General features: G+C 65.2%; 28 protein-coding genes and 1 tRNA gene. 12 read left to right on the top strand and 17 right to left on the bottom strand.

Annotation, left to right across the window (positions count from 1 at the left end; genetic code table 11):
• Positions 1-45 precede the first annotated feature (45 nt).
• From ACFQPG_RS05520 to pgi, 3 genes are all read right to left on the bottom strand, one after another.
• Positions 46-1,632: a phytoene desaturase family protein gene (locus ACFQPG_RS05520; RefSeq protein ID WP_380810830.1), complete on the bottom strand. Its 1,587-nt coding sequence runs from the start codon at positions 1,630-1,632 to the stop codon at positions 46-48.
• A 62-nt stretch (positions 1,633-1,694) separates the two neighbouring features.
• Positions 1,695-3,041, bottom strand: a complete 1,347-nt coding sequence (gene gorA / locus ACFQPG_RS05515; protein ID WP_380810829.1) for a glutathione-disulfide reductase — start codon at positions 3,039-3,041, stop codon at positions 1,695-1,697.
• Entirely contained in the window at positions 3,038-4,543 is a 1,506-nt protein-coding gene (gene pgi / locus ACFQPG_RS05510) for a glucose-6-phosphate isomerase (RefSeq protein ID WP_380810827.1), read from the bottom strand. The genes gorA and pgi overlap by 4 nt, the downstream gene beginning before the upstream one ends.
• A gap of 101 nt (positions 4,544-4,644) precedes the next feature.
• On the opposite strand from pgi, the gene lepB reads away from it, so the two are divergent.
• Genes lepB through era form a run of 3 tightly spaced genes read left to right on the top strand, consistent with a single transcriptional unit; the run spans position 4,645 to position 6,997 of the window.
• On the top strand, positions 4,645-5,448 hold the full coding sequence (gene lepB / locus ACFQPG_RS05505; RefSeq protein ID WP_380810826.1) for a signal peptidase I: 804 nt from the start codon (positions 4,645-4,647) through the stop codon (positions 5,446-5,448).
• Positions 5,445-6,107 carry a ribonuclease III gene (gene rnc, locus ACFQPG_RS05500; protein ID WP_380810825.1) on the top strand — a complete coding sequence of 221 codons (663 nt, stop codon included), beginning with the start codon at positions 5,445-5,447 and terminating at the stop codon, positions 6,105-6,107. Before lepB ends, rnc begins: the two co-directional genes overlap by 4 nt.
• A complete protein-coding gene (era, locus tag ACFQPG_RS05495) occupies positions 6,104-6,997 on the top strand; it encodes a GTPase Era (RefSeq protein ID WP_380810823.1) in 894 nt (297 codons plus the stop codon). The genes rnc and era overlap by 4 nt, the downstream gene beginning before the upstream one ends.
• Position 6,998: 1 nt before the next feature.
• Here the strand turns inward: era and ACFQPG_RS05490 are convergent, their stop codons facing one another.
• Positions 6,999-7,703 (bottom strand): NAD-dependent deacylase, encoded by a 705-nt coding sequence (locus tag ACFQPG_RS05490; RefSeq protein WP_380810821.1) that lies wholly within the window; start codon positions 7,701-7,703, stop codon positions 6,999-7,001.
• A gap of 117 nt (positions 7,704-7,820) precedes the next feature.
• Here ACFQPG_RS05490 and ACFQPG_RS05485 point away from each other — a divergent pair, with 117 nt between their 5' ends.
• From ACFQPG_RS05485 to nth, 4 genes are all read left to right on the top strand, one after another.
• Entirely contained in the window at positions 7,821-8,228 is a 408-nt protein-coding gene (locus ACFQPG_RS05485) for an acyl-CoA thioesterase (RefSeq protein WP_380810819.1), read from the top strand.
• Positions 8,225-8,995, top strand: a complete 771-nt coding sequence (locus ACFQPG_RS05480) for a DUF72 domain-containing protein (RefSeq protein ID WP_380810817.1) — start codon at positions 8,225-8,227, stop codon at positions 8,993-8,995. Before ACFQPG_RS05485 ends, ACFQPG_RS05480 begins: the two co-directional genes overlap by 4 nt.
• 73 nt (positions 8,996-9,068) lie before the next feature.
• Positions 9,069-9,782 (top strand): 4-hydroxy-tetrahydrodipicolinate reductase, encoded by a 714-nt coding sequence (dapB, locus tag ACFQPG_RS05475; RefSeq protein ID WP_380810815.1) that lies wholly within the window; start codon positions 9,069-9,071, stop codon positions 9,780-9,782.
• Complete coding sequence (nth, locus tag ACFQPG_RS05470; protein WP_380810813.1) at positions 9,779-10,465, top strand: endonuclease III; 687 nt, start codon at positions 9,779-9,781, stop codon at positions 10,463-10,465. The genes dapB and nth overlap by 4 nt, the downstream gene beginning before the upstream one ends.
• Here the strand turns inward: nth and alr are convergent.
• Genes alr through ACFQPG_RS05455 form a run of 3 tightly spaced genes read right to left on the bottom strand, consistent with a single transcriptional unit; the run spans position 10,421 to position 12,265 of the window.
• The gene (gene alr, locus ACFQPG_RS05465) at positions 10,421-11,446 is read right to left on the bottom strand and encodes an alanine racemase (protein WP_380810811.1); all 1,026 of its coding nucleotides are present in this window, start codon (positions 11,444-11,446) and stop codon (positions 10,421-10,423) included. The two genes, nth and alr, sit on opposite strands and share 45 nt — an antisense overlap.
• Positions 11,447-11,456: 10 nt before the next feature.
• Entirely contained in the window at positions 11,457-11,843 is a 387-nt protein-coding gene (locus ACFQPG_RS05460; RefSeq protein ID WP_380810809.1) for a GFA family protein, read from the bottom strand.
• Positions 11,840-12,265: an OmpA family protein gene (locus ACFQPG_RS05455; protein WP_380810807.1), complete on the bottom strand. Its 426-nt coding sequence runs from the start codon at positions 12,263-12,265 to the stop codon at positions 11,840-11,842. Before ACFQPG_RS05455 ends, ACFQPG_RS05460 begins: the two co-directional genes overlap by 4 nt.
• 357 nt (positions 12,266-12,622) lie before the next feature.
• On the opposite strand from ACFQPG_RS05455, the gene rpsF reads away from it, so the two are divergent.
• From rpsF to ACFQPG_RS05435, 4 genes are all read left to right on the top strand, one after another.
• Positions 12,623-13,060: a 30S ribosomal protein S6 gene (gene rpsF / locus ACFQPG_RS05450; protein ID WP_380811719.1), complete on the top strand. Its 438-nt coding sequence runs from the start codon at positions 12,623-12,625 to the stop codon at positions 13,058-13,060.
• Between the two features lie 3 nt (positions 13,061-13,063).
• Complete coding sequence (gene rpsR / locus ACFQPG_RS05445) at positions 13,064-13,288, top strand: 30S ribosomal protein S18 (protein WP_380810805.1); 225 nt, start codon at positions 13,064-13,066, stop codon at positions 13,286-13,288.
• A gap of 11 nt (positions 13,289-13,299) precedes the next feature.
• Entirely contained in the window at positions 13,300-13,905 is a 606-nt protein-coding gene (rplI, locus tag ACFQPG_RS05440; RefSeq protein WP_380810803.1) for a 50S ribosomal protein L9, read from the top strand.
• A 169-nt stretch (positions 13,906-14,074) separates the two neighbouring features.
• Positions 14,075-14,488: a hypothetical protein gene (locus tag ACFQPG_RS05435; protein WP_380810802.1), complete on the top strand. Its 414-nt coding sequence runs from the start codon at positions 14,075-14,077 to the stop codon at positions 14,486-14,488.
• A 41-nt stretch (positions 14,489-14,529) separates the two neighbouring features.
• On the opposite strand, the gene ACFQPG_RS05430 is transcribed toward ACFQPG_RS05435, so the two are convergent.
• Positions 14,530-15,177 carry a glutathione S-transferase family protein gene (locus ACFQPG_RS05430; protein WP_380810800.1) on the bottom strand — a complete coding sequence of 216 codons (648 nt, stop codon included), beginning with the start codon at positions 15,175-15,177 and terminating at the stop codon, positions 14,530-14,532.
• A 23-nt stretch (positions 15,178-15,200) separates the two neighbouring features.
• Positions 15,201-15,680: a DUF6456 domain-containing protein gene (locus ACFQPG_RS05425; RefSeq protein WP_380810799.1), complete on the bottom strand. Its 480-nt coding sequence runs from the start codon at positions 15,678-15,680 to the stop codon at positions 15,201-15,203.
• 93 nt (positions 15,681-15,773) lie between these two features.
• Between ACFQPG_RS05425 and ACFQPG_RS05420 the strand changes: the two genes are divergently transcribed.
• Positions 15,774-16,337: a helix-turn-helix domain-containing protein gene (locus tag ACFQPG_RS05420; RefSeq protein ID WP_380810798.1), complete on the top strand. Its 564-nt coding sequence runs from the start codon at positions 15,774-15,776 to the stop codon at positions 16,335-16,337.
• A gap of 158 nt (positions 16,338-16,495) precedes the next feature.
• On the opposite strand, the gene ACFQPG_RS05415 is transcribed toward ACFQPG_RS05420, so the two are convergent.
• From ACFQPG_RS05415 to ACFQPG_RS05380, 8 genes are all read right to left on the bottom strand, one after another.
• Positions 16,496-16,571 (bottom strand) — tRNA-Val (locus ACFQPG_RS05415).
• Between the two features lie 50 nt (positions 16,572-16,621).
• Positions 16,622-16,834 (bottom strand): winged helix DNA-binding protein, encoded by a 213-nt coding sequence (locus tag ACFQPG_RS05410; RefSeq protein WP_380810796.1) that lies wholly within the window; start codon positions 16,832-16,834, stop codon positions 16,622-16,624.
• 9 nt (positions 16,835-16,843) lie between these two features.
• Complete coding sequence (locus ACFQPG_RS05405) at positions 16,844-17,542, bottom strand: hypothetical protein (protein WP_380810795.1); 699 nt, start codon at positions 17,540-17,542, stop codon at positions 16,844-16,846.
• A 374-nt stretch (positions 17,543-17,916) separates the two neighbouring features.
• Positions 17,917-18,741, bottom strand: a complete 825-nt coding sequence (gene cysQ, locus ACFQPG_RS05400; protein ID WP_380810794.1) for a 3'(2'),5'-bisphosphate nucleotidase CysQ — start codon at positions 18,739-18,741, stop codon at positions 17,917-17,919.
• Between the two features lie 76 nt (positions 18,742-18,817).
• Positions 18,818-19,597, bottom strand: a complete 780-nt coding sequence (locus ACFQPG_RS05395; protein ID WP_380810792.1) for an SDR family oxidoreductase — start codon at positions 19,595-19,597, stop codon at positions 18,818-18,820.
• Positions 19,598-19,678: 81 nt separating this feature from the next.
• Positions 19,679-21,556, bottom strand: coding sequence for an acetyl/propionyl/methylcrotonyl-CoA carboxylase subunit alpha (locus tag ACFQPG_RS05390; RefSeq protein WP_380810791.1), 1,878 nt, complete (start codon positions 21,554-21,556; stop codon positions 19,679-19,681).
• Complete coding sequence (bioB, locus tag ACFQPG_RS05385; protein WP_380810789.1) at positions 21,553-22,539, bottom strand: biotin synthase BioB; 987 nt, start codon at positions 22,537-22,539, stop codon at positions 21,553-21,555. Before bioB ends, ACFQPG_RS05390 begins: the two co-directional genes overlap by 4 nt.
• Complete coding sequence (locus tag ACFQPG_RS05380; RefSeq protein WP_380810788.1) at positions 22,539-23,012, bottom strand: DUF4262 domain-containing protein; 474 nt, start codon at positions 23,010-23,012, stop codon at positions 22,539-22,541. The genes bioB and ACFQPG_RS05380 overlap by 1 nt, the downstream gene beginning before the upstream one ends.
• Between the last annotated feature and the right edge of the window lie 2 nt (positions 23,013-23,014).

Below are 23,014 nucleotides of genomic sequence, written 5' to 3'. Positions count from 1 at the left end.
TGAGTGGCTCCTCAGGATGAGCGCGAACAGAGTCACAAGAGCGGCTCACCCCCTCCTCCGCCATGGCTTGCGATCCGCCAGCACCGCCTGTGCGGCATTGTGGCCCGGGGCGCCGGTGACTCCGCCGCCGGGGTGGGCTCCGGAACCGCACAGGTACAGTCCGCGAAGCGGGAGGCGGTAGCTGGCGGCGCCGATCATGGGCCGGGCGCTGAACAACTGGTCGAGGCCCATCTTCCCGTGGAAGATATCGCCGCCGATCAGGCCGAAGCGGCGCTCGAGATCGAGCGGCGAGTGGATCTGACGGCCGATTACCGAGCCGGCGAAGCCGGGGGCGTGGCGGTCGACCGTTGCAATGACGTGGTCGGCGGCCTTCTCCCGCTCGTCGTCCCAACTGCGGCCGCCCGGCAGCTGGAAGCGGAAATGCTGGCAGAACAGCGAGGCAACGTGCTTGCCCTTGGGCGCGAGGCTGTCGTCGAGCGTGGAGGGGATGAGCATTTCGACGATCGGCTCCTGAGACCAGCCGTCGCGCTTCGCGTCGAGGAAGGCGCGGTCCATAGAGTCGAGGCTCGGGGCAAGGATGACGCCGCCGGTGAGGTGCTGGCCCCGCTTCGGAAGAACGGTGAAGCGAGGCAGTTCGGACAGAGCGACGTTCATGCGGAAGGTTGCGCTCTCGCAGGACCAGCCGCTCATGTGCCGCTCGACGGCAAGGTCGACCGCGCCTTTCGGGACGAGCCTGTCGAACAGGAGGCGAGGGTTCACGCCGGCTATGATGCTTGTCGCGCGCCACGCCTTGCCGCCGGCAACCACACCGGCCGCCCTGCCCCGTTCGACAATGACCTCTTCGACAGGGGTGTTGAGGAGGATGTCCGCGCCAGCCTCGCGGGCGGCCGCGGCCATGGCTTGCGTGATGGAGCCCATTCCGCCGACTGCGTGCCCCCACGCACCGGGCACGCCGGCTGCTTCGCCGAACAGATGGTGGAGCAGGACGTAGGCGGTGCCGGGCGTGTAGGGCGAGGCAAAGTTGCCGACCACGCCGTCAAACCCGAACAGGGCCTTGGCGAGGTCGCCCCGGAAGTGGCGGTCGAGGATGTCGCCGGCGGACTTCGTCGCATATTCGTGGACGATGCGGAGCTCGTCCGTCGATAGGCCGCGAACATCTCTGGCGAGGCTGAGCAGCGATGGCAGTCCGGCTATGCCTGACCCAACCTCCGGCGGGGCTTTGAGCAGCCACTTGCGGATCAGCGGAACGACGGTTTCCAGCTCGGCCATGTACCGGTCGTAGCCCTCGCCGTCCGCCTTGCAGTGGCGGACAAGCTCCTTGCGGGTCAGGCCGCCCCGTCCGGACAGCAGATAGTCGCCGTCGCCCGGCAGGAAGTTGTCGACCTTGCGGAGGACCACGCGAAGGCCGTGGCGTTCCAGCGCCATGTCGCGGATGACCTTGGGCTGGAGCAGGCTGACGGTGTAGCTGGCGGCCGAGTTGCGGAAGCCAGGGAGGAACTCGTCGGTGACCGCGGCGCCTCCAACGACCGGTTGCGCCTCGAGCACAGCGACCTTGAGGCCCTTCTTTGCCAGGTAAAAGGCGCAGGTCAGGCCGTTATGGCCGCCGCCGATGATGATCGCGTCGTGGTTCAACTATCCCTCGTCGATTGTCTTTGCGAGGAGACCTGGATTGCTTCGCTTCGCTCGCAAGGACCTTAGCGCATCAGGACCAGCTCTTCCGCCATGCTCGGATGTAGCGCGACCGTGGCGTCGAAATCGGCCTTCTTCAATCGCGCCTTGACCGCGACCGCGGCGGCCTGAAGGATTTCGGGAGCATCCGGGCCGATCATGTGGAGGCCGACCACCTCGTCGGTGCCCTCGTCCACCACCAGCTTGTAGAGCGAGCGCTCATTACGCCCGGCGAGGACGTTCTTCATCGCCCGGAAGTCGGAGGTGAACGTCTTCGCGCTGCCCAGGCGGTTGCGGGCCTGCCCCTCGGTCAAGCCGACCGAGGCGATGGGCGGGTGGCTGAACACGGCGCTGGGGATGCAGCGGTAGTCGACACGGGTGGGCTTGTTGCCGAACTGCGAGTCGGCGAAGGCTTGGCCCTCCCGGATCGCGACCGGGGTCAGCTGGACGCGGTTGGTCACGTCACCGACTGCGAAGATCGACGGCACGTTGGTGCGGTAGTCGTCGTCGACGATCACCGCCCCGTTCTCGCCGAGCGCCACCCCCGCTTCTGCGAGGCCCAGTCCTTCGGTGTTGGGCTGACGGCCGATCGCGAACAGCACTTCGTCGGCGTGGATCGCATCGCAGCCCTTCATCACGCAGGTGAGGCTACCGTCCTCATTCTTCTCGATCCGGTCGAAGCCGGCGTTGAAGCGGATGTCGAGACCCTTGGCGAGACTGATCTTCACCAACCGGTCGACGATCTGTTCGTCATAGCCGCGCAGCATGGTGTCCGAGCGGTTGACCAGCGTCACATGGGCACCGAACTGGTGGAAGATGCCGGCGAACTCGTTGGCGATGTAGCCGCCACCGGCGATGACCACGCGCTTTGGCATGCGGTCGAGATGGAACACCTCGTTGGAGGTGATCGCGTGCTCGATACCGTCGATGTTCGGCAAGGCCGGACGAGCGCCGACGGCGATCAGGATCTTGCGCGCGGTGACCGCTCGCCCGCCGGCGAGGCGAAGCTGGTTCGGACCGGCGACGGCGGCGCGTTCCTTGATGATCTCGACATGATGGTTGCCAAGCGTCTGGCCGTACAGGCCTTCCAGCCGGCTGACCTCGGCCAGGACATTGTCGCGCAGCACCGGCCAGTCGAACCGCTTCTCCGGCACGTCCCAGCCGAACATGGCCGCATCGTCGAGGTCCTCGGCGAAATGGGCGCCATAGACCAGCAGCTTTTTCGGCACGCAGCCGCGGATCACGCAGGTGCCGCCCACGCGATGCTCCTCGGCCACCGCTACCCTGGCCCCATGAGCGGCGGCGATGCGCGCCGCGCGCACCCCTCCCGACCCCGCGCCGATCACGAACAGGCCATAGTCGAATTCGCTCACAGGCCGGCCTCCTCGATGAGAGCGCGGGTGGAAGGATCGAACGAGGCACGCTGGTCCAGATCGTCGATCGCTCGGGCAATCGACTTGCCGAGCTCCACCCCGAACTGATCGAACGGGTTGATCCCGAGCAACACCGCCTCGGCGAAGGTGCGATGTTCGTAGAACGCCAGCAGGGCGCCGAGGCTGCGGGGATCGAGCCGCTGGAGGAGGATGGTCGTGGAGGGCCGGTCGCCCGGATAGTTGCGCGCTGGGTCATCGCTGGAGCGCCCGGTCATCAGCGCCGCGCCTTGAGCGAAGGCGTTGAGCAGCAGCTCGCGATGGTGAGCGGGTTCCTGATCGTCGTCCGCTTCGGCGATCGCGACGAACTCCACCGGCACCAGGTGGGTGCCCTGGTGGAGGAGCTGGAAGACGGCATGCTGTGCGTCGGTGCCGGTGCCGCCCCACAGGATGGCGGAGCTGGCACGGCCGAGCGGCTGGCCATCGGCAGTGACCGACTTGCCGTTCGATTCCATTACCAGCTGCTGAAGGTAGGGTGGCAGCAGGCGCAGGCGCTCGTCATAGGCGAACACGCCGCGCGTCCCGGCACGGAGGCCCTGCGTGTAGAGGAGGTCGGCCAGCGCGGCGATGAACGGCGCGTTTGCGTCCGGAGGAGCGAGGCGGAAATGGCGGTCCATCTCCGCCGCCCCCTCGAGCAGCTCCTCGAACGCGCCAAAGCCGAGTGCCAAGGCCGCGGGGAAGCCGATGGTCGACCACAGAGAGTAACGCCCGCCGACGCTGTCGGCGAACGGCAGCACCCGAGTCTCGTCGATTCCGAAGGCGACGGCCTGCTCCGGTGCGGCCGTGATGGCGACCAATTGGCCGTAAGGGTCCTCGACGTCCGCCTCCCCAAGCCATTGCAACGCGGATCGTGCGTTGCGGAGGGTCTCGGAGGTGGTGAAGGTCTTGGACGCGATCGCCACCAGGGTCGTGGCAGGATCGAGATTGGCGACCGCAGCGTCGAAGGCCTGGCCGTCGATATTGGACAGCACTTCGACCTTGTAGCGCCGCTCGTGCCGGCCAAGGGCGTCGACCAGCAGCGCCGGCCCAAGCGCCGAGCCGCCAATGCCAATGTGCAGCACCCCGGTGACGTCACCGAACGCGCCGGCCTCGATCGCGTCGATCAGCGCGCGCATGCGGCTGTGCCGGGCGCCGGCAAGCTCGACCGCCTCCGGCGAGCCGCTGCCACGCTCCGCCGGGTGTTCGGCCGCCCGTCCCTCCGTTGGATTGACGATCTCGCCGCCGAACAGCCGCTCCTGCGCTTCGGCAAGGCCGGCAGCGGCGGCGAGGTCGCCGGCTCGGTCGTGGAGCGAGCGCCCAAGGTGCGTCTTGCTGAAATCGAAGCGAACGCCGGCAGCAGTGAGGGAAAGCCGGTCCAGCCGATCGGGCTCATCGGCGAACAGCTGGGTGAGCGGGGCATGTTCGGCCTGCTCCAGCAGGCGCCAATGCTCGGGGGAGAGTGGCATGATGGCCTCATAGGCGGGCGGCGGGCAAAAACCAGCCCTTCGCCGCGCCGGGGACAAGGACATTGCTTGACCTTGGGCCCTCGGCCCGGAAGAAGCCGGGCATGGCAGGAAGCGAACGAGCGGAGAAGCGTGGCGGGTTCCTGAAGTCGCTCCTGATCCTGGTGCTGTTCGCGTGGGTGCTGCGCAGCCTGATCATCGCGCCCTTCAGCATTCCTTCTGGATCGATGCTGCCGCGGCTGTTCATCGGCGACTATCTGCTGGTCGCCAAATGGCCCTACGGCTACTCGCGGGCGAGCTTCCTGTTCGGCGTTCCGCCAATCAAGGGGCGGCTGTTCAGCAATCTTCCGAAGCGCGGGGACGTGGTGGTCTTCGAGGGTCCGGAAGGCTCGGACGTGATCAAGCGGGTGATCGGACTGCCGGGTGACACGGTGGCGACCAGCGGCGGGATGCTGGTGCTGAACGGCCGCCCGGTGCCGCGCGTCCAGGTCCGTGATTTCGCGATGCCGATCTCGCCCAATAGCCCTTGCCGGGTGGTTCCGCCGGCAAACCAGCGCATCCTCCCGTCCAGCGAGGGCGAAAGCTGCGTGTTCGCCGTATACCGCGAAACGCTTCCAGGCGGCCGTGCGTATGAGGTCATCGACCAGATTGAAAGTCCGATCGTGGACGATTTCGGTCCGGTCACCGTGCCGGCCGGAACGATCTTCCTGATGGGCGACAATCGCGACGACAGCGCCGACAGCCGGATCCCACCGGCACTAGGCGGAATGGGGTTCGTGCCGGTCGACGCGCTGGTCGGGCGGGCGCTGGTCAGCTTCTGGTCGACCGACGGAAGCGCCGAATGGCTGCAGCCATGGACGTGGTTCACCGCGCTTCGGCCGGAGCGGATGGGAAAGACGTTCTCATGAGCGAGCTGACGCAGTGGGTCGAATTGGCCCTGGATCACAAGCCGCGCGATCCCAAGCTGTTCCAACGGGCATTGAGCCATTCCAGCGCGGGCAAGGATAGTTACGAGAGGCTGGAGTTCCTCGGCGATCGTGTGCTTGGACTTGCCGTGGCTCGTTGGCTCTTCGAGCGGTTTCCAGATGAGCCCGAAGGCAAGATGTCCCGGCGCTACAATGCGCTGGTCGCGCGGGAGACCTGCGCGGAAGTCGGCCGGGAACTCGGCCTTCCGAGACTGATCCGGCTGGGCAAGCAGGCGCGCGAAGACGGCGCTAGCCTCAGCGAAAACGTGATCGGGGACGTGGTCGAAGCGTTGCTTGGCGCGATCCTGATCGAAGGCGGGTTCGAAGTGGCAGAAAAGCTGGTCCGGAAGTTGTGGGCGCCTTATCTCGACAGCCAGAAACGGGCGCCGCAGCACCCCAAATCATTGCTGCAGGAGATTGCCGCTGCGCGCGGTTTGAAGGCACCGGAGTATGATCTGATGAGCCGTTTCGGGGCGCACCACGCTCCGACTTTTCGGGTCAAGGTCTCTGTTGCCGGAATGGGCGAAGCAGAGGCCGAAGGTGCAAGCAAACAGGACGCCGAAAAAGCGGCGGCTGCCGCCTTGCTGGAGTTGATGAAGTGAGTGAACGTTGCGGACTGGTCGCGGTGCTGGGTGCGCCGAACGCCGGCAAGTCGACACTGGTCAATGCCCTGGTCGGGCAGAAGGTCGCGATCGTCAGCCCGAAGGCGCAGACCACGCGCGCCCGCCTGATGGGTATCGCGATCGAAGGCGAGGCGCAGATCCTGCTGGTGGATACGCCCGGCATCTTCGCCCCGCGCCGCCGGCTGGACCGGGCGATGGTGCAGGCGGCGTGGGAAGGCGCCGAGGATGCGGACCGGCTGCTGATCGTGATCGATGCCGCGGCCAAGGTCGGTGAGCGCGTCGAAGGCATGCTGGCCGGAATCGAGGATCGTCCGGAGCCCAAGATCCTGGTCCTCAACAAGGTCGATATCGCCCGCAAGGAGGACCTGTTGGTCTTCGCGGCACGGCTTGCCGAACGGCTGAAGCCCGAGCAGGTGTTCATGGTCTCTGCAACCGCCGGCGACGGCGTGGCCGACGTCAAGGCGCACTTGGCGGCGGCCATGCCCGATGGCCCGTGGCACTTCCCCGAGGACCAGCTATCGGATGCGACTGACCGGATGGTCGCGGCGGAGATGACGCGCGAGCAACTCTACCTGCAACTGCACGCCGAACTGCCTTATTCCTCCGCCGTCGAAACGGAGAAGTGGGAGGATCGCAAGGATGGGTCGACCGTGATCCACCAGCAGATCCTGATCGAGCGGGACAGCCAGAAGGCCATCGTGCTCGGTAAGGGTGGAGCGCGGCTGAAGGCGATCGGTGCCGCGGCGCGCGAGGCGATTGCGGAGCATCTCGGCCGCAAGGTGCACCTGTTCCTGCACGTCAAGGTCAATCCGCGCTGGGATGAGGATCGCGGCCTCTACCGCGAGATTGGCCTCGAGTGGTCGGAGTAGGTCAGCCCCGGCTCGCGAGGAGCTGGTCGACCCACGCCGGCACCAGCTCGGACGCCCGCCCCATCCGGCTTTCGTGAAAGAAGATACTGCCCTGGCTCGGCTCCAGGTTCATCTCGATCGTACGCGCGCCACAGTAGCGGGCGGTCTGGACGAAGCCGGCGGCGGGGTAAACCGCACCGGAAGTGCCGATGGATGCGAACAGGTCCGCACGCTGCAGCGCCTCGTCGATCCGCTCCATGTCGTACGGCATCTCGCCGAACCAGACGATGTCGGGCCTGACCTGACCGACGGCGCGGCAGGACGGGCAAACGGCTCGACTGCCCATTGGCCCATCCCAGGCGAAACGCCCATCACAGGCCAGGCACCAGCCTTTCAACAACTCACCATGCATGTGGAGGAGTCGCCGGGCCCCTGCCCGCTCGTGAAGATCGTCGACATTCTGGGTGACGATCAGCACGTCACCGGGCCACTCCGCGTCCAGGCGGGCCAGTGCGTGGTGGGCCGCATTGGGCTTCACCTCGGCAAGGCGGAAGCGCCGAGCGTCATAAAAGGCGTGGACCAGCACCGGGTCACGCGCAAAAGCCTCTGGCGTTGCGACATCCTCCACCCGGTGCCCCTCCCAGAGGCCATCTGGCCCGCGAAAGGTCGCGACACCGCTGTCCGCGGAAATGCCGGCGCCGGTCAGGATCACGATGCTGTCTGCCATGCCGGCTACCTAGCGCAGCGGCGCTGGGGACGGAATGCACCTCGCATGCGACAGCGCTCCGCAACCTTCGACCGCGACGTTTGTTGACAACATTGTCAGCAGCATTCACGCTGCGGCATGGACCAGGTGATGTACCGCCACGCTATCGGGATCGAACCAGCCGACATTGACCATATGGGTCATGTCAACAACAGCGTGTACCTGAAGTGGGTACAGGAGGCGGTCGTGCGTTACTGGGAGAAGGTCGCGCCCGCGGAGGCTGTGTCGTCGCACCTGTGGGTCGCCCTGAAGCATGAGATCAGCTATCGCCGGCCCGCTTTCCTGGAGGACAGCGTAGTGGCCGACGTCATCGCCGAACAGGTGCAGGGCGCGCGGGCATTCTTCACCACCGTGATCAAGCGTGGCGAAGACGTAGTGGCCGAGATCAAGAGCACCTGGTGTTGCCTCGATGCGGTGTCCCACCGACCGGCGCGGCTTGCCAAGGACATCGTCAGCCGCTTTCTGCCGCCTCAGCCGGACGCGTGAGCGAAGGCCGGGTCCGCGTCGGCATCGGCGGGTGGACCTATCCACCGTGGCGCGGGACATTCTATCCGGACAAGCTTCCGCAATCACGCGAACTGGAACACGCCTCGCGGCAGCTTGGCGCCATCGAAATCAACGCGACCTTCTATGGCCGCCAAAGCCTCGCAAGCTGGGAGAATTGGGCGGCGGTGGTGCCCGAGGGCTTCCAATTCGCGATCAAGGCGAGCCGCTTCTGCGTTACCCGTCCCAAGCTCGGCGACGCGGGAGAAGGGATCACCACTTTCCTGGATCAAGGACTGACCGCACTGGGCCCGAAGCTGGGCCCGATCCTGTGGATGTTGGCGTCGCGCCGCAAATTCGACCGTGACGACATCGCGCGCTTTGCCGAAGCTCTTCCGCGCGAGTGGAACGGTGTCACGCTCCGGCACGCGATCGAACCTCGCCATGAGAGTTTCAGGGACGAAGACTTCTTCGCAATCTGCCGCGAGCACGACGTGGCAGTGGTCTACGGCGACGATGACGAATTCCCCTGCATCGGCGCGGACACCGCCAGCTTTCGCTACGCGCGGCTGCAGCGGATGCAGGAGGAGGTCCAGACCGGCTATTCGGACGCGGATCTGGACCGGTTCGCGGAACTGGCTAGCTCGTGGTTGGCGGAGGGGCGCGACACCTACGTCTTCATGATCAACGGTTCCAAGGTTCGAGCCCCCGCCGCGGCACTGCGATTGCAGGAAAAGCTTGCCGATCGCCCACGCCTCGGCACGGCATGATCAACGCGGCGCAGGGACGCCGCAGGCTGCAAGCCGCATTGCGTGGGAAGCAGCGGTAAGCCACAAGCCACCAATGCGCACCCCCCATCAACCACTTCGTCTCACGCTGGTCGCGCCAAATGGGCGGATGGGCCAGGCAATCGCAACGACCGTGGAGACCGATCCCCGCTTTGCCATCGACCAGGACCATGGTGACGTGCTGGTCGACTTCTCGGCGCCGGATGCGCTAGCCGGAAGTCTCGATCGGGCGATCGCCTCGGCAACTCCGATCCTGATCGGGACTACTGGGTTGGACGACCTCGCGGCTTCCCGAATAGCGGAAGCGGCCCGGACCGTGCCCGTCCTGCACGCCGCCAACACCTCGCTCGGGGTGGCGCTCCTCGCGGACCTTGTGGAGCGGGCAGCGCGGGTTCTGGGAACGGAATGGGACGTCGAGATCCTCGAAATGCACCACCGCCTGAAGGCTGACGCGCCGTCCGGGACAGCTCTGGCCCTTGGCGAGGCAGCCGCGCGAGGCCGCGGCCAAGTGTTGGCCGCGCAGGCTGACCGCGCGCGCGACGGCACCGGACTTGTTCGGAGGGAAGGCGCGATCGGCTTTGCCGCGTTGCGCGGCGGAACAGTGGTCGGCGACCATGATGTGATCTTCGCCGGCTCTGAGGAGCGGTTGATCCTCTCCCATCGGGCGGAGAGCCGCGCTGTATTCGCGCGCGGCGCTCTCGCCGCGGCCCGCTTTCTCGCAGGCCGCGAGCCTGGGCTCTACTCGATGCGCGATGTCGTGGCGGCGTGAAGCAGGCGGAAGTCTTCGAATTCTACCAACGGTTGGCCGAACTTAATCCTGAGCCTCAGGGCGAGCTGGAGTGGGTCAATCCATATACCCTGCTTGTCGCGGTGGCCTTGTCCGCGCAGGCGACCGACATCAGTGTCAACTTGGCCACTCGCGGGCTGTTCGCACTCGCCAGCAGTCCAGATGCCATGATCAGCCTTGGGGAAGATGGCGTCCGCGAGCACATCAGGACCATCGGCCTGTTCAACACCAAGGCGCGGAACGTCATCGCCTTGTCGCGCATCTTGGTCGACGAGCACGGCGGAACCGTTCCGCAATCTCGGGACGCCCTGGAACTATTGCCCGGCGTCGGCCGAAAAACCGCCAACGTGGTCCTCAATATCGCCTTTGGACAACAGACTATCGCCGTGGACACGCACGTCTTCAGAGTGGCCAATCGAACCGGGCTCGCGCCAGGCAAGGCGCCGCTAGAGGTGGAGCTTGCCCTCGAGCGGGTTACGCCAGACCTGTTCCGGCGCCACGCCCATCATTGGCTAATTCTGCACGGGCGATACATCTGCAAGGCCCGGAAGCCGGAATGCTGGCGCTGCCCGGTTGCCGATCTATGCCGATACCAGCCGAAGACGCCGGCACCGAAAAGGTCACAGCCAGCTGCGCTCGAAGCGGCGGCCAAGCCCGGTCAATAGCTCATATTGCGATTTGCCGGACACTGTCGCCGCTTCCTCAAGTGAGAAGTCGATCGCGACCCAGTCACCCTCCTTGAGATCCGGGGCCGCGCTGCAATCGGTGATCACGAGATCCATCGACACGCGGCCAAGGACCGGCAGCAGCGCATCGCCGCATCGAGCGGAGCCGCGGGCGGAAAAGCCGCGCCAATACCCATCTGCATAGCCGATGTTCAGCACCGCAGCCTGGATGTCCGAAGGTGCGACGTACGTGGCGCTGTAGCCGCAGCTCTCCCCGGAGCGGATCGTGCGCCGTTGTACGATCTGCGCCTCCAGGTGCGCCACCTGCTGGATGTGAACGCGGGCCGACTCGCCGGTCACCCCACCGTACAGGCCCAGGCCGGGGCGGGTAAGATCGAAGGCATATTCCGACCCGAGCAGTATACCGGCCGTGTTTGCAAGGCTGTACCTCTCGGCTGGAATGGAGGCCGCCGCTGCGCGGAATCTCTCCAACTGCAGGCTGTTCAACGGATGGTCTTCGTCCGCGCAGGCCAAATGGGTGTGCAGGGTATGAATGCGTAGTCCGTCGAGAACTCCCGCCTCAGCCTCCCGCAACCCAAGCCGGTTCATGCCGGTGTCGATCATCACGTCGCACGGCCGTTGAGGAGCCACCTCTTTCCACCGCGCGACCTGCTCAGTGGAGTTGAGAACAGGTCGGGCAGCCAGTTCAAGCGCGGGAAGATCATCTGGGCCGAAGCCGTGAAGCACTGCCAGGTCAGCGCCTTGGCTGATACCCGCAAGCTGCTCTGCTTCCCACCAACTCGACACGAAGAAGTCGCCGCAACCGGCTTCGAGCAAAACGCCGACGACGTCGCGAGCACCGAGCCCATAGCCATCGGCCTTTACGGCCGCGCCGCAGGGCACGCCCGACTTACTGGCAAGCCAGCGCCAGTTAGCCGCAAGCGCATCCTTGCTGCAGGTCAATCGGAGCGGGCGATGCATGGACGGCGGCCTAGCCGCCGCGCGCATTCCCGTCGAGGTGGACCTTGGCATTCTCCCAGTTGCGCCCGTCGAACTGCTCAACGCTCAGGTTCAGCTGCTGATCGATGCAGTTGGCATTAAGGCTCCAGAAGTCGGCATGGGAGCGCGGCTGGTAGAAGCTCTTCACACCGCAGCGAGAGCAGAACAGGTGCTCGGCCGTTCCGGTGCCAAACCTGTAGGAGGTGAGTTGGCCGCCACCGTTTAACAGCGTGAAGCGGTCATGAGGCACGATAATGTGAACGAAACCGGTCATTTGGCAGATCGAGCAATTACAAGCCAAGGCTTGAACGCTTCCGTCGGGTACCTCGGCTTGAAAGCGCACCGACCCACAATGGCAACCACCAGTGACCTGGGTCATCTAGGATCCTGGCCGAGCACCCGGACTTCAACCCGTCGGTTCTGCGCCTCTCTAACTCCGTCTGCGGTTGCAACAAGCAGTTGCTGCTCTCCATGGGCGGATATCCGGATCGTTTCGGTCGCTAGTCCGCGGGCCTGGAGAAAGTCGCGAACGGCAATGGCTCGCTTAAGGGCAATGGAGCGGTTAGCGCCCGTAGACCCGGCTGTGTCGCTAAACCCGACGACTTCCACGACCGCCCCCGATCGACGCGGGATGGAGGCGATCAGTTCGGTGAGCGACGCCTCCGCATCCCGGCTCAAGGCCAGCTTGCCGAAATCAAAGAAGACGTAGGTCGGCCCGGCCAATGATCTCGGCTGTTGGGCCGAAGCCGTGCTTGTCGAGATCAGACTGGTAGCCAAAGCCAGTGCCAACGTCAGTTTCAAGTTGCTCTTCCGGATTTTCGGACGGCACGGGACGGGTGTCGTTCCATCGATTGCAAGACGATCTGGTCCGGACCATTCATCAAGGCGCTGGGATACCTGTGTAAATCGCATTGGGTTGGTTAGCTACATAATAGCCATGTATGTGCCGGAAGAGCGTGACGATGTCAACACTCTTGTGCCTATGTGGTTCGTGTTCGGCTCCGCCCCTTGCGTGCGCTTGCCTTTTCGCGGCTCCTCGCGCATAGGCGCCGCTCCGGAGCGCGGCTCGTCCAGCTCCGGTTTTGCTTTGGAACGACAGCCGGAGGGGCGGTGCGCATGGGGCGCCCGTCAGCGATCGGCCAACATGTGAGAACAGGCATGCCGCTCTACGAGCATGTTTTCCTCGCGCGTCAGGATCTGGCTCAGGCCCAGGTCGATGCGCTTGCGGAAACCGCAACCAAGATCATTGAAGACAATGGCGGCAAGATCGCCAAGACCGAAACCTGGGGCCTGCGCAGCCTCGCCTACCGAATCGCCAAGAACCGCAAGGCGCATTACGTGATGCTCGACATCGACGCCCCGGCTCCGGCACTGGCCGAGCTCGAGCGCCAGACCGGGATCAACGAAGACATCATCCGCTTCATGACCATCCGCGTCGAGGATCATGAGAAGGGTCCGTCGGCCATGATGCGCCGTTCGGAGCGCGATCGTGAACGCGGCCCGAGGGGCGACCGCGGTGACCGCCCGGATCGCGGTGACCGTCCGGATCGTGGAGACCGCGCCGACCGCGCTCCGCGCGAAGAAATGGGAGCATAACTCATGGCCCGTGCATTTTTCCGCCGCCGCAAGAGCTGCCCCTTCTCGGGCAAGGAAGCTCCCCGAATCGACTACAAGGACGTCCGTCTGCTCCAGGGCTTCGTGTCCGAGCGTGGCAAGATCGTCCCCAGCCGCATCACCGCGGTCTCCACCAAGAAGCAGCGTGAGCTGGCGAAGGCGATCAAGCGCGCCCGCCACATCGGCCTGCTTCCCTATGTCGTGAAGTAAGGAGCGCTCCCATGGAAGTTATCCTGCTAGAGCGCGTCGAAAAGCTGGGCGCGATCGGTGACGTAGTCACCGTCAAGAACGGTTTCGCACGCAACTATCTGCTCCCGAACAAGAAGGCGCTTCGGGCAAACGAGTCGAACCGCAAGCTGTTCGAGGCGAACCGCGCCAAGATCGAAGCCGACAACGCCGAACGCCGCACCGAAGCCGAGAAGTCGGCCAAGGGTGTCGACGGCAAGACGGTGCAGCTCATTCGTCAGGCCTCGAACACCGGCCAGCTGTATGGCTCGGTCAGTGCCCGCGACATCGTTGATGCGTTGGAGGCCGATGGCGCCAAGGTGTCCAAGAGCCAGATCGTCCTTGATCGTCCGATCAAGTCGATCGGCATGCACGAGGTGAAGGTCAGCCTGCACGCCGAGGTTTCGATCCAGGTGAAGGTCAACGTCGCCCGTTCGCCCGAAGAGGCCGAGCTACAGGCTCAGGGCGTGGACGTCATGGCCCAGATGTTCGAGCGTGATAACGCCGGCTTCACCGAGGATTATGATCCCAACGCCGAGCCAGGCGCGACCGCCGAGGCAGCTGCTGCTCCTGCGGAAGGTGAGGAACCGGCGCAGGCCTAAGCCTCGCCCTTCTCATCAATCAGTAAAAAGGGCCGTCGGAGCGATCCGGCGGCCCTTTTTCCGTTCGTCGCACGCGCCGCCGCTCGTCGCGGAATACGCCGTTTCAGCGGAACGCCTCCTTTCCGCGCCGTGTTCTTCCCCAGAGCAGGGCATCGAAGAGGAGAACGCGATGAATAGCGAAAATCGCTCCGATCATGGTTCGCACGAAGAAGCATCGCGACAGCAGCCGCCCCACGGTGAGCAGCAGCCCCAGCAAAAGGGGCAGCCGATCGGCGGCAATGACAGCAACGCTGGAACAGGTACGACCCTGAGCGCCGGAACGTCGACTGGCGATGCGGGTGCCTCGTCCACCGGTCAGGCTTCGTACGGCAATAGCGGTGAAGCCGTCACTCAGCCCCAGAGCCAGGACCAGCCTGACAAGGAACAGGATCCCAACTACCAACAGTCCAGCGCCGGCCACCAGAGCTATGCCGAACAGGGCCAAGGTGCCTCCACGGGACAGAGCGACAGTTCCGGCGACGTGGACGTGGAAACCGAACGCTCGCAGGGCCGAGAAACCGACATCGAGGGAAGCTCCCTCTAGCCTCTTGAAGCCGCGGCGCTCATTCAGCGCCGCGGCTTTAGTTACGCCCGAGCGCGGGCCAAGAACGCTCGCTCTTTCGCGACAAGAGACGCGAAGCTCGGTCGGTTCAAGATCCGCTCCGCGTAAGCCGCCGTCCGGGGATGTCGGGCGCAATCGATCTCCACATCGACATGCCCCAGGTTAGCTAGGGGACTGGCGACCGCAATGTCGGCCAGGGTCAGGGTCTCGCCGACCAGGAACCCCACGTCGGGGATTACGCTCTCCAAATAGTCGAGCAGCTTCGGCAGCTCTTCCCGCTCGGCGTTGTTGGCAACCTCAAGATCGCCGGATCGCTTCAGGAAGATGGGCGCGACCACACGGTTGAAGAACATCTTCGCCCCGCAAGCGCTTAGGATCGTGTCCGCGAACTCTTCGAACCAGATGACCCGTCCGCGCGCGCGAGCTTCTGCCGGGATCAGCATGGGCTCAGGGTAGCGCGCTTCCAGATAGTGGATGATCGCACTGGAATCCGCCAACCGGTAGTCACCGTCCGCCAGAGCAGGCATCTTGCCGAACGGACTGGCCGCGCGAAACTCTGGATCTTGGTCCGCCATGCCAACCGCGCGCGATTCCAGTCCGATGCCCTTCTCGCTCGCGTAGGCAAGCACCTTGCGCACGAAGGGCGACATGGACGAACCATAAACGATCATTGCCTTTTCTCCCGGCACGCCTCTCAGCGGATGCGGTAATAGTCTGCGACGCGGTCCAGCGCGATGGTCAGGACCAGCTTGCCGGCCCGCGCCGGCCACCCAAGAGCTGTTTCAGCATCGCGCATTCCCTCCCCGGCACAAACCACTCGCCAGAGAATGTCGGTCAGCCCAGGGCCGGTCGCAGCCAGAGCGTCATCGAACCTCCTCTTTGCATGGCATTGCCGTTCGCTCGGAGTCAGCCTTGGCGCTCGCCCACCACTTCCCTTGTTCACGGGTGCCGGGTCCCACCGCATGGTCACCGACGGCGCAAGCTTCGCTCCTTCCCAATCATCCCGCAATTGCTCACCGGCTTGGAACTGCCGCCGGGTGACATGCCCACGCCCCAGCAGCCAACCCAACGGAGACTCGGTTGTATTCACCGTCACGCTGCGGGTGGGCGCCTTGCCCGAGCTCTGCCTGTCTGCTCCGACCGGTAGTTCTGCCAACAGTCGTCCGCTCGCCATCCCATGCTCCTTCGTTCCCAACGCCCCACAGGCCTTGCCACAAACGATAAAGTGTAGGACAGCACTAAACCTATATGGTTTGTGGAGAACTTTATGATCACCCGCATCCGTGAGGTCCGGAAGGCGCGCGGCATGACTTTGGACGACGTTGCGCGCGCGTGCGTGCCGCCAACCACCGCGCAAACTGTCGGCCGTCTGGAAACGGGAATGCGGACGGTGTCGATCGGATGGTTGAACAGGATCGCAGCGGCGCTTGGGGTGGATGCGGGTGATCTGGTCGATCATCCGGATCGGTCGGATCTCGAGGTGGTCGCGACCTTGACCCACCACGGGGCAGCGGCACCGCGTTCACCGTTGCGGATCGTTCCGCCGCGCAATGCGCGGGGTCAGATGGCAATTACGGTTTCCGCGAGCCTCGGTGACTACCGCGCCGGCGATGCGATCTGGTGCGAGCGTCTGGAGCCGGCGGACTTCGGCCGCGCCATGAACCGCGATGTTCTGGTTCCCCGTCCTGCCGGCCGGTTCCTCTTTGGCCGCCTGATCGGTCGGGACGGAGGGAAGCTCCATCTGCTTCCACCGGGCGCCGGCGGTCGCCAGAGCGTCGTTGCCGATCCGCCGTGGGTGGCGGTGGCGGTCACACTGATCCGGAGCCTCTGACGCTTCTGTCCGTTACCGCAGCCTCACCTTGGAGGCCTGCTATGCTTTTCTTCTTTTCGAACCGTACAGGCTGCCTCGGATCTCTGCTCATTACCGCAGTCGGCACATTGCTGTTGCTGTTGCTGTTCGGCTGGATCAGGCTGTAGCGTGCCGTGCGGTGGTGGGCGCTGACGGGCTCGAACCGCCGACCCTCTCGGTGTAAACGAGATGCTCTACCAACTGAGCTAAGCGCCCGCTCTTGAACGGCGGCTCGTGTCACGGATGTTCAGTCGGCGCAAGCCGCATCAGACAAGCGCCAGGCCCACTTCCGAGAAGAAGCGCCGAACCGCGTGGCTCGTAGCGTGCGACATTTCGATGAAGATGCGCCGGCCGTCGTGCGGATCGGGACGCCGCACCAGCAAGCCGCGCTCGGTCATTGTCTTGATCCAGCGCAAGGCGGTTGTGGCCGGCACCGCAGCGGCGATGCAGAGGCTGGACACCGGCACCCGGTGCTGCATCAGCTCCGCCTAAAGCAGGTCCAGCAGCATGTCCCAGGCCGGATCGGCGAACAGGTCCGCCGGAAGGTAATTGCCCCGTGCCCGCCGCGCCCGAATGATCGAGCGAACCGCATCGCCTGGGACCGCCGGCAGCTCGGCCGTAGCCGGAGCCTGGAGGACGGAGGCAGGCGAAGCTGGTCCCGCCTCACCCGACAGACGAGCGAGGGTAGACGCGATGCGGCTCACTTCCTCACTCAGCTGCCGTAGCCGGGCGGCGCCTTCATCCGCATTGCTGTCCCGCACGGCCGTATTGGGAGCCCTGAGTGTAGCCAGCGACAGCGCCGCCGCGCGATCGATTTCATTCCGGCCGATCACGAGTTCGACATCGGGATGGAGGATCCATGCGGTCACCGGATCGATCAACTCCGGAGGCGCCGCCACCACCGCGCCATACCGTCCGGAGCCAACCTCCGCGTCGACCCGCTGGAGCAGTTGCTCCGCCTGACTGTCCAGTTCCTCGATCTCGATCCAGATCAGGCCGGTCTGAGCGGCGGTATCCAGCCTCTCGCCAGCCTCCGCGATAGACATCGGCCGGCCGCCATGATGCCCCCCGCCCTCGATCGTCCGCCGAGCGCGGCTCACTGCCGCATCGGTATTCGCGACGACCAGGACGTTGACAGGACTCGCCGTGCGAACAGGCTGAAAGGTGGTTGGATAGGCTACGGTCATGGCGATCCTGCAACATACATGAACCGAGCTGGTCCGCTCTACGCGCTCTGGCTCCGCCAAGTCACCAGATATCGATCCGTTTCGGTTCGGAGCTATGGATTGTGGCAAGGAAGCGTCGTCTTCTGCTTGCTTCGACATGCAGCCGAAACTCGATCCAGACTCCGTCGCCGCGCTCCGCGCCGCGATTGCCAACGCAGCGAACGCGGCTCGTTCGCTTTGTGACGGCACGCCCGCACGGGCCGACGAAGTGCTCCCGCTGCTTGTTCGCCTGACGAGCTCCGCGATGAAGTCGACCGCCTGGATGGACCGCGGGGCGCGCCCGTCGCCGGCGAACTTTACCCGTTCTGGATCAAACTCGCCCGCGGCGAAGCCTGCTAGACACCTTGCGGCAGGTCCCCGCCGCCGGCGAACTCCTCCAGGAAGGGCTGCAAGGCGGGGGCCTGCCAGCCTGCGGTCGCGACGAACGCCCGGTTGAAAAAGGCGCGCTTGCCGTAGCGCAGGAAGGTCCCATCAGGGCCGTCGCACTGCCCGCCCGCGGCAAGTAGCACGGCGTGCCCGGCCGCAGTGTCCCACTCGCTCGTCGGCCCCAGCCGGGGGTAGATGTCGGCTTTTCCTTCCGCAACGATACAGAATTTGAGGCTGGAACCGATCGCCACGTGGCCGCACCCCGGGCGGATGCTGTCGAGGTAATCGGCCGTATTTTGGGTGAAGTGCGACTTGGACGCGACCGCGATCAAGTCTTCCCCGCGCGGACGAGTCGCAATGGTCTGCCGCGCCCCATTCTCGGCCACCCACGCCCCCTGTCCAACGATGCCGCCATGCATGCGGCCGGTTTCCGGCGCGAGGACGATGCCGAGCGTGGGCCGGCCCGAGCTGATCAAGCCGATATTGACCGTGTAATCGTCACCACCCCGGACGAATTCCTTGGTGCCGTCGAGCGGATCGACGAGGAAATAGGTGTCGTCGTGGAGCGGGATGCGCCCAGCCGCTACCTCTTCCTCGGCAATGACGGGAACTCCCGGCGCAGCGTGGAGCAGTGCCGCCAAAATGATGCGCTCCGCCGCGCGATCCGCCTCGGTGACCGGCGAACTGTCACCCTTCTGCTCGACGTCAAAGCCGCGCCGCCGAACAGCCAGAATCGCCTCGCCCGCCTCCAGAGCGGCGTTGACGATGGCGTCGAGGAGAGCGTTATCAGCCATGCCTTACTCCATGTATGCCAAGCGCCTGGCTCCGCGCGTCCGAGCTCGTTACCGGCCGGGTTGGCCCCTGTCCCTCTTACCGTGGTGCCATCCGGATCCCGCCATCCAGGCGAATGTGCTCCGCGTTCATGTACCCGCTCTCGACCATGAACACCGCCAGCTCCGCATATTCCTCGGGTCGGCCAAGCCGCTTGGGGAATGGCACCTGCGCGGCGAGCGCATCCTGCACGTTGTCGGGCATCATGGCCACCATCGGCGTCTTGAACACGCCCGGCAGGATAGTGTTGACCCGCACGCCCTCGTTCATCAGGTCGCGCGCGATCGGCAGAGTCATGGCCAGCACGCCGCCCTTGGACGCGGAATAGGCCGCCTGCCCGATCTGCCCGTCTTCCGCCGCAACCGAGGCGGTGTTGATGATCACGCCCTTCTCGCCATCCTCCAGCGGCTCTGCATCGACCATGCCGGCAGCGGAATGGGCGATGCAGCGGAAGGTGCCGATGAGATTGATGCCGATCACCAGCTCGAACTGGTGCAGCGGATACTTTTTGACTTCTTTCGTCTCGCGGTCGCGGCCGACGGTCTTCACCGCATTGGCGACGCCGGCACAATTGACCAGCACCCGCTCCTGCCCATGCGCGTCGCGCGCCTTGGCGAAGGCAGCGGCGACCTTCTCCTCGCTAGTCACGTCGCACTCGCAGAAGATACCCCCGATGTCGGCGGCAACCTTTTCCCCGCGTTCCTGGTCGCGATCGAACACCGCGACCTTGGCGCCCTTGGCCGCAAGCGCCCGCGCCGTCGCCTCGCCAAGCCCGGAAGCCGCTCCGGTGACTACTGCCGCAATGCCTTCGATGTTCATTCTTCCTCCTTGTTCCCCGGCGAAGGCCGGGGCCCAGTCCAAAACAAAGAATCGGCGCGGTAGCGCCGCCTGGACCCCGGCCTACGCCGGGGTAGTGGAAGCCTCCACCCGGGCAAGCACCGCCTCCACCTGCACCTGCGCGCCAGCCTCCACGTTCAGCTCCGCCACCACGCCATCGAACGGAGCCACCATCGCATGCTCCATTTTCATTGCCTCCAGCGTGAGGAGCCGCTGGCCCTTGGCCACCTGCTCACCCGCGGCCACGTCCACGCTGGTCACCTTGCCGGGCATGGGGGCGACAAGCGCGCCGTCGGATGCGCCATGCCCCCCAACGCTGCCCCGCGAAGACAGCGCGAACTCGTACGCTTCCCCTTCGTAGAAGGTGACGACACGCTCGCCATCGGTGAAACCCGACACGGCCGCTGCGGGCCCATCGTCAAGTGAGACGGTTTCGAAAGTGCCGGCCGCTCCCAGCGCCACGCTGCGGCGGGGAGCGGCATTGAGCCGAAACCCCGCCAGATCGCCGGTCGAGCTTTCTTCAACCTCCGCCAGAGCGACCATGACGGCGCCGCGTTGCACGAACTCGTCCGCCTCTGCAGCGGGAACAAGGCTGTCGAGCTTCCGCTCGATAAAGCCGGTATCGAGGAGCGCGCTGCCGAAATCCTCATCGAGCAGAGCGTTGAACAGGAAGGCGGCGTTGGTCCGAACGGGCCAGACTTCGACTTCATCGAGGATCGCTGCCAGCTCGCCAATAGCCTCGTCGCGGTCGTTGCCGCGCGCAACCAGCTTGGCGATCATCGGGTCGTAGTACGGGGAAATGGCGTCGCCCTCCTCCACCCCCGTCTCGATGCGGCCGTCCTCGCCCAGGTCGAAATGCTCCAGCCGCCCGACACTTGGCAGGAATCCCTTCGCCGGATCCTCCGCATAGAGCCGCGCTTCGATCGCCCAGCCGTTGATCGAAAGCTCGTCCTGCCGCTTAGGCAGAGGCTCGCCGCTCGCAACGCGGAGCTGCCACTCCACCAAGTCCTGGCCGGTGATCTCCTCCGTCACCGGATGCTCGACCTGCAGGCGGGTGTTCATTTCCATGAACCAGATGCGGTCGGCGCGAAGGCCCTCGCTCGCGTCGGCGATGAACTCGATCGTCCCCGCGCCTTCGTAGTTCACGGCTTGCGCCGCGCGCACCGCTGCCGAGCACACCGCCTCGCGCGTGGCCTCGTCCATGCCGGGCGCGGGCGCTTCCTCGATCACCTTCTGGTGCCGCCGCTGCAGCGAGCAGTCGCGCTCGAACAGGTGGACGACGTTGCCGTGAGCATCGCCGAACACCTGCACTTCGATGTGGCGCGGCGAGAGGATGTATTTTTCCAGCAGGACGATGTCGTTCCCGAAGCTCGAAGCTGCCTCGCGCTTGCAACTCTCCAGCGCGTCCAGGAACGCCGCGGCCTCGTCGACCCGCCGCATACCCTTGCCGCCGCCCCCCGCGACCGCCTTGATCAGCACCGGATAGCCGATCGCATCCGCCTCGGCCCTGAGCCGCTCCGGCGACTGGTCTTCGCCGAGATAGCCCGGCGTGACCGGCACGCCCGCATCGGCCATCAACGTCTTGGCTGCGTCCTTGAGGCCCATGGCGCGGATCGAGTCCGGCTTCGGCCCAACCCAGACCAGCCCCGCATCGAGCACCGCCTGCGCAAAGTCGGCGTTTTCCGACAGGAAGCCGTAGCCAGGATGGATGGCATCCGCGCCAGTTTGCCTGGCCGCGGCTATGATGTTCTCGCCGACGAGGTAGCTCTCCCGCGCCGGGCTCGGCCCGATGTGCACCGCCTCGTCGGCCATCCGCACGTGGAGCGCCTTGGCATCCGCGTCGGAATAGATAGCCACGGTGCGCACGCCGAGTTTTCGTGCGGTGCGAATGATCCGGCACGCGATCTCCCCGCGGTTGGCGATGAGGAGCGACTGGATCATTCGGCAGCCTCTAGTGTCCGCATCGGCTCCTCCGCCTCCATCGGCTTTAACCCGAGCTTCGCAAACAACGCCGCATCCGCGCTGTCGCCGGTGTTGGCCGTGGTCAGCAGCTTGTCGCCCGTGAAGATACTGTTCGCACCCGCGAGGAAGCACAGCGCCTGCGTCGCCGCGCTCATGCTCTCGCGCCCAGCAGACAGGCGCACCATCGACTTCGGCATGGTGATCCGCGCCACCGCAACCGTGCGCACGAACTCGATATCGTCGATCAGCCGCTCGCCCGCGAACATGTCGCCAAGCACCGTGCCCTTGACCGGCACCAGCGCGTTGACCGGCACACTCTCGGGATGGCGCGGCAGAGTAGCGAGCGCGTGGATGAAACCGACGCGGTCCTCCCGGCTCTCGCCCATCCCGACGATCCCGCCGCAACAGACGCTGATCCCTGCGGAGCGTACCTCTTCAAGCGTGTCGAGCCGGTCCTGGAACGTCCGCGTCGTGATCACGTCGCCATAATGCTCCGGCGAGGTGTCGATGTTGTGGTTGTAATAATCGAGGCCGGCGTCCTTCAGCTGCCGCGCCTGGTCGCCGGTCAGCATACCCAGCGTCATGCAGGTCTCCAGCCCCATGGCTTTCACACCCGCGATCATCGCGCAGACCTTGTCCATGTCGCGGTCCTTGGGAGAGCGCCACGCCGCGCCCATGCAGAAACGCTGCGAGCCGGCCGCCTTGGCCTCGGCGGCGGAGGCGAGGACGGCGTCGACATCCATCAGCTTCTCGGCCTTGAGCCCGCTCTCAGCGTAAGCCGATTGCGAGCAATAACCGCAATCCTCCGGACACCCACCGGTCTTGATCGAGAGCAGGGTGCAAAGCTGCACTTCGCCGGCGGCGTGGTTGGCACGATGCACCTGCGCCGCAAGAAACACGAGTGCGGTGAAAGGCAGGTCGAAGAGTTCGGCGATCTCCACACGGGTCCAGTCGGTACGCATCAAACGATTCCCATGGGAGTTTGCAGTTGCCGAACCTCGGGATCGCACGCCGGATCATGAGGGAACCTGCCGTTCTCGTCCGGCCACAGAAGCTGCAGCTTTTCGGGTGGGCCATCCAAGCCCGCGTATCTCGCATACCAGATCGCGCTGCCTAGATAGGGGTCAGGGATCCGCGAGCCGTCCGCGAGCAGCGCGTCTTGCCCACCGAGCGTCTTGTGCAGCAGCATCGCGGCATGGGGTCGAGCACCCCTCTCTTTACACTCGGCGATCGCGTCGGTCAGGATGCCGTGCGCGGTCTGACCATCGATGCCGAAACAGACGATCTCCGGCCACGAGTAGCTCTTGGGAAGACCGATGGTGTACGTGAACCATTCTTTCGCGTCATCGCTCTCCACACGAGGCGCAACGCTCATGGCCGACCAGCCATAATCCTCAACGTCATCCAAAATTTTCTGCTCTGGTCCACTGAGCATCG

Source organism: Sphingomonas sp. GCM10030256 (genome assembly GCF_042666415.1).
GTDB lineage: Bacteria > Pseudomonadota > Alphaproteobacteria > Sphingomonadales > Sphingomonadaceae > Sphingomicrobium.
The sequence above is the reverse complement of the archived record's forward strand: the minus strand, read 5'-3'. Positions and strand labels throughout refer to the sequence as shown.

Bases quoted from the DNA above. Each gene is read 5' to 3' on its own strand.
- pgi (WP_380810827.1), bottom strand. From the start codon at position 4,543: ATGCCACTCTCCCCCGAGCATTGGCGCCTGCTGGAGCAGGCCGAACAT.
- lepB (WP_380810826.1), top strand. From the start codon at position 4,645: ATGGCAGGAAGCGAACGAGCGGAGAAGCGTGGCGGGTTCCTGAAGTCG.
- rnc (WP_380810825.1), top strand. From the start codon at position 5,445: ATGAGCGAGCTGACGCAGTGGGTCGAATTGGCCCTGGATCACAAGCCG.
- ACFQPG_RS05490 (WP_380810821.1), bottom strand. From the start codon at position 7,703: ATGGCAGACAGCATCGTGATCCTGACCGGCGCCGGCATTTCCGCGGAC.
- ACFQPG_RS05485 (WP_380810819.1), top strand. From the start codon at position 7,821: ATGGACCAGGTGATGTACCGCCACGCTATCGGGATCGAACCAGCCGAC.
- dapB (WP_380810815.1), top strand. From the start codon at position 9,069: ATGCGCACCCCCCATCAACCACTTCGTCTCACGCTGGTCGCGCCAAAT.
- alr (WP_380810811.1), bottom strand. From the start codon at position 11,446: ATGCATCGCCCGCTCCGATTGACCTGCAGCAAGGATGCGCTTGCGGCT.
- ACFQPG_RS05460 (WP_380810809.1), bottom strand. From the start codon at position 11,843: ATGACCCAGGTCACTGGTGGTTGCCATTGTGGGTCGGTGCGCTTTCAA.
- rpsF (WP_380811719.1), top strand. From the start codon at position 12,623: ATGCCGCTCTACGAGCATGTTTTCCTCGCGCGTCAGGATCTGGCTCAG.
- rpsR (WP_380810805.1), top strand. From the start codon at position 13,064: ATGGCCCGTGCATTTTTCCGCCGCCGCAAGAGCTGCCCCTTCTCGGGC.
- rplI (WP_380810803.1), top strand. From the start codon at position 13,300: ATGGAAGTTATCCTGCTAGAGCGCGTCGAAAAGCTGGGCGCGATCGGT.
- ACFQPG_RS05435 (WP_380810802.1), top strand. From the start codon at position 14,075: ATGAATAGCGAAAATCGCTCCGATCATGGTTCGCACGAAGAAGCATCG.
- ACFQPG_RS05430 (WP_380810800.1), bottom strand. From the start codon at position 15,177: ATGATCGTTTATGGTTCGTCCATGTCGCCCTTCGTGCGCAAGGTGCTT.
- ACFQPG_RS05425 (WP_380810799.1), bottom strand. From the start codon at position 15,680: ATGGCGAGCGGACGACTGTTGGCAGAACTACCGGTCGGAGCAGACAGG.
- ACFQPG_RS05420 (WP_380810798.1), top strand. From the start codon at position 15,774: ATGATCACCCGCATCCGTGAGGTCCGGAAGGCGCGCGGCATGACTTTG.
- ACFQPG_RS05410 (WP_380810796.1), bottom strand. From the start codon at position 16,834: ATGCAGCACCGGGTGCCGGTGTCCAGCCTCTGCATCGCCGCTGCGGTG.
- ACFQPG_RS05405 (WP_380810795.1), bottom strand. From the start codon at position 17,542: ATGACCGTAGCCTATCCAACCACCTTTCAGCCTGTTCGCACGGCGAGT.
- cysQ (WP_380810794.1), bottom strand. From the start codon at position 18,741: ATGGCTGATAACGCTCTCCTCGACGCCATCGTCAACGCCGCTCTGGAG.
- ACFQPG_RS05395 (WP_380810792.1), bottom strand. From the start codon at position 19,597: ATGAACATCGAAGGCATTGCGGCAGTAGTCACCGGAGCGGCTTCCGGG.
- ACFQPG_RS05390 (WP_380810791.1), bottom strand. From the start codon at position 21,556: ATGATCCAGTCGCTCCTCATCGCCAACCGCGGGGAGATCGCGTGCCGG.
- bioB (WP_380810789.1), bottom strand. From the start codon at position 22,539: ATGCGTACCGACTGGACCCGTGTGGAGATCGCCGAACTCTTCGACCTG.
- ACFQPG_RS05380 (WP_380810788.1), bottom strand. From the start codon at position 23,012: ATGCTCAGTGGACCAGAGCAGAAAATTTTGGATGACGTTGAGGATTAT.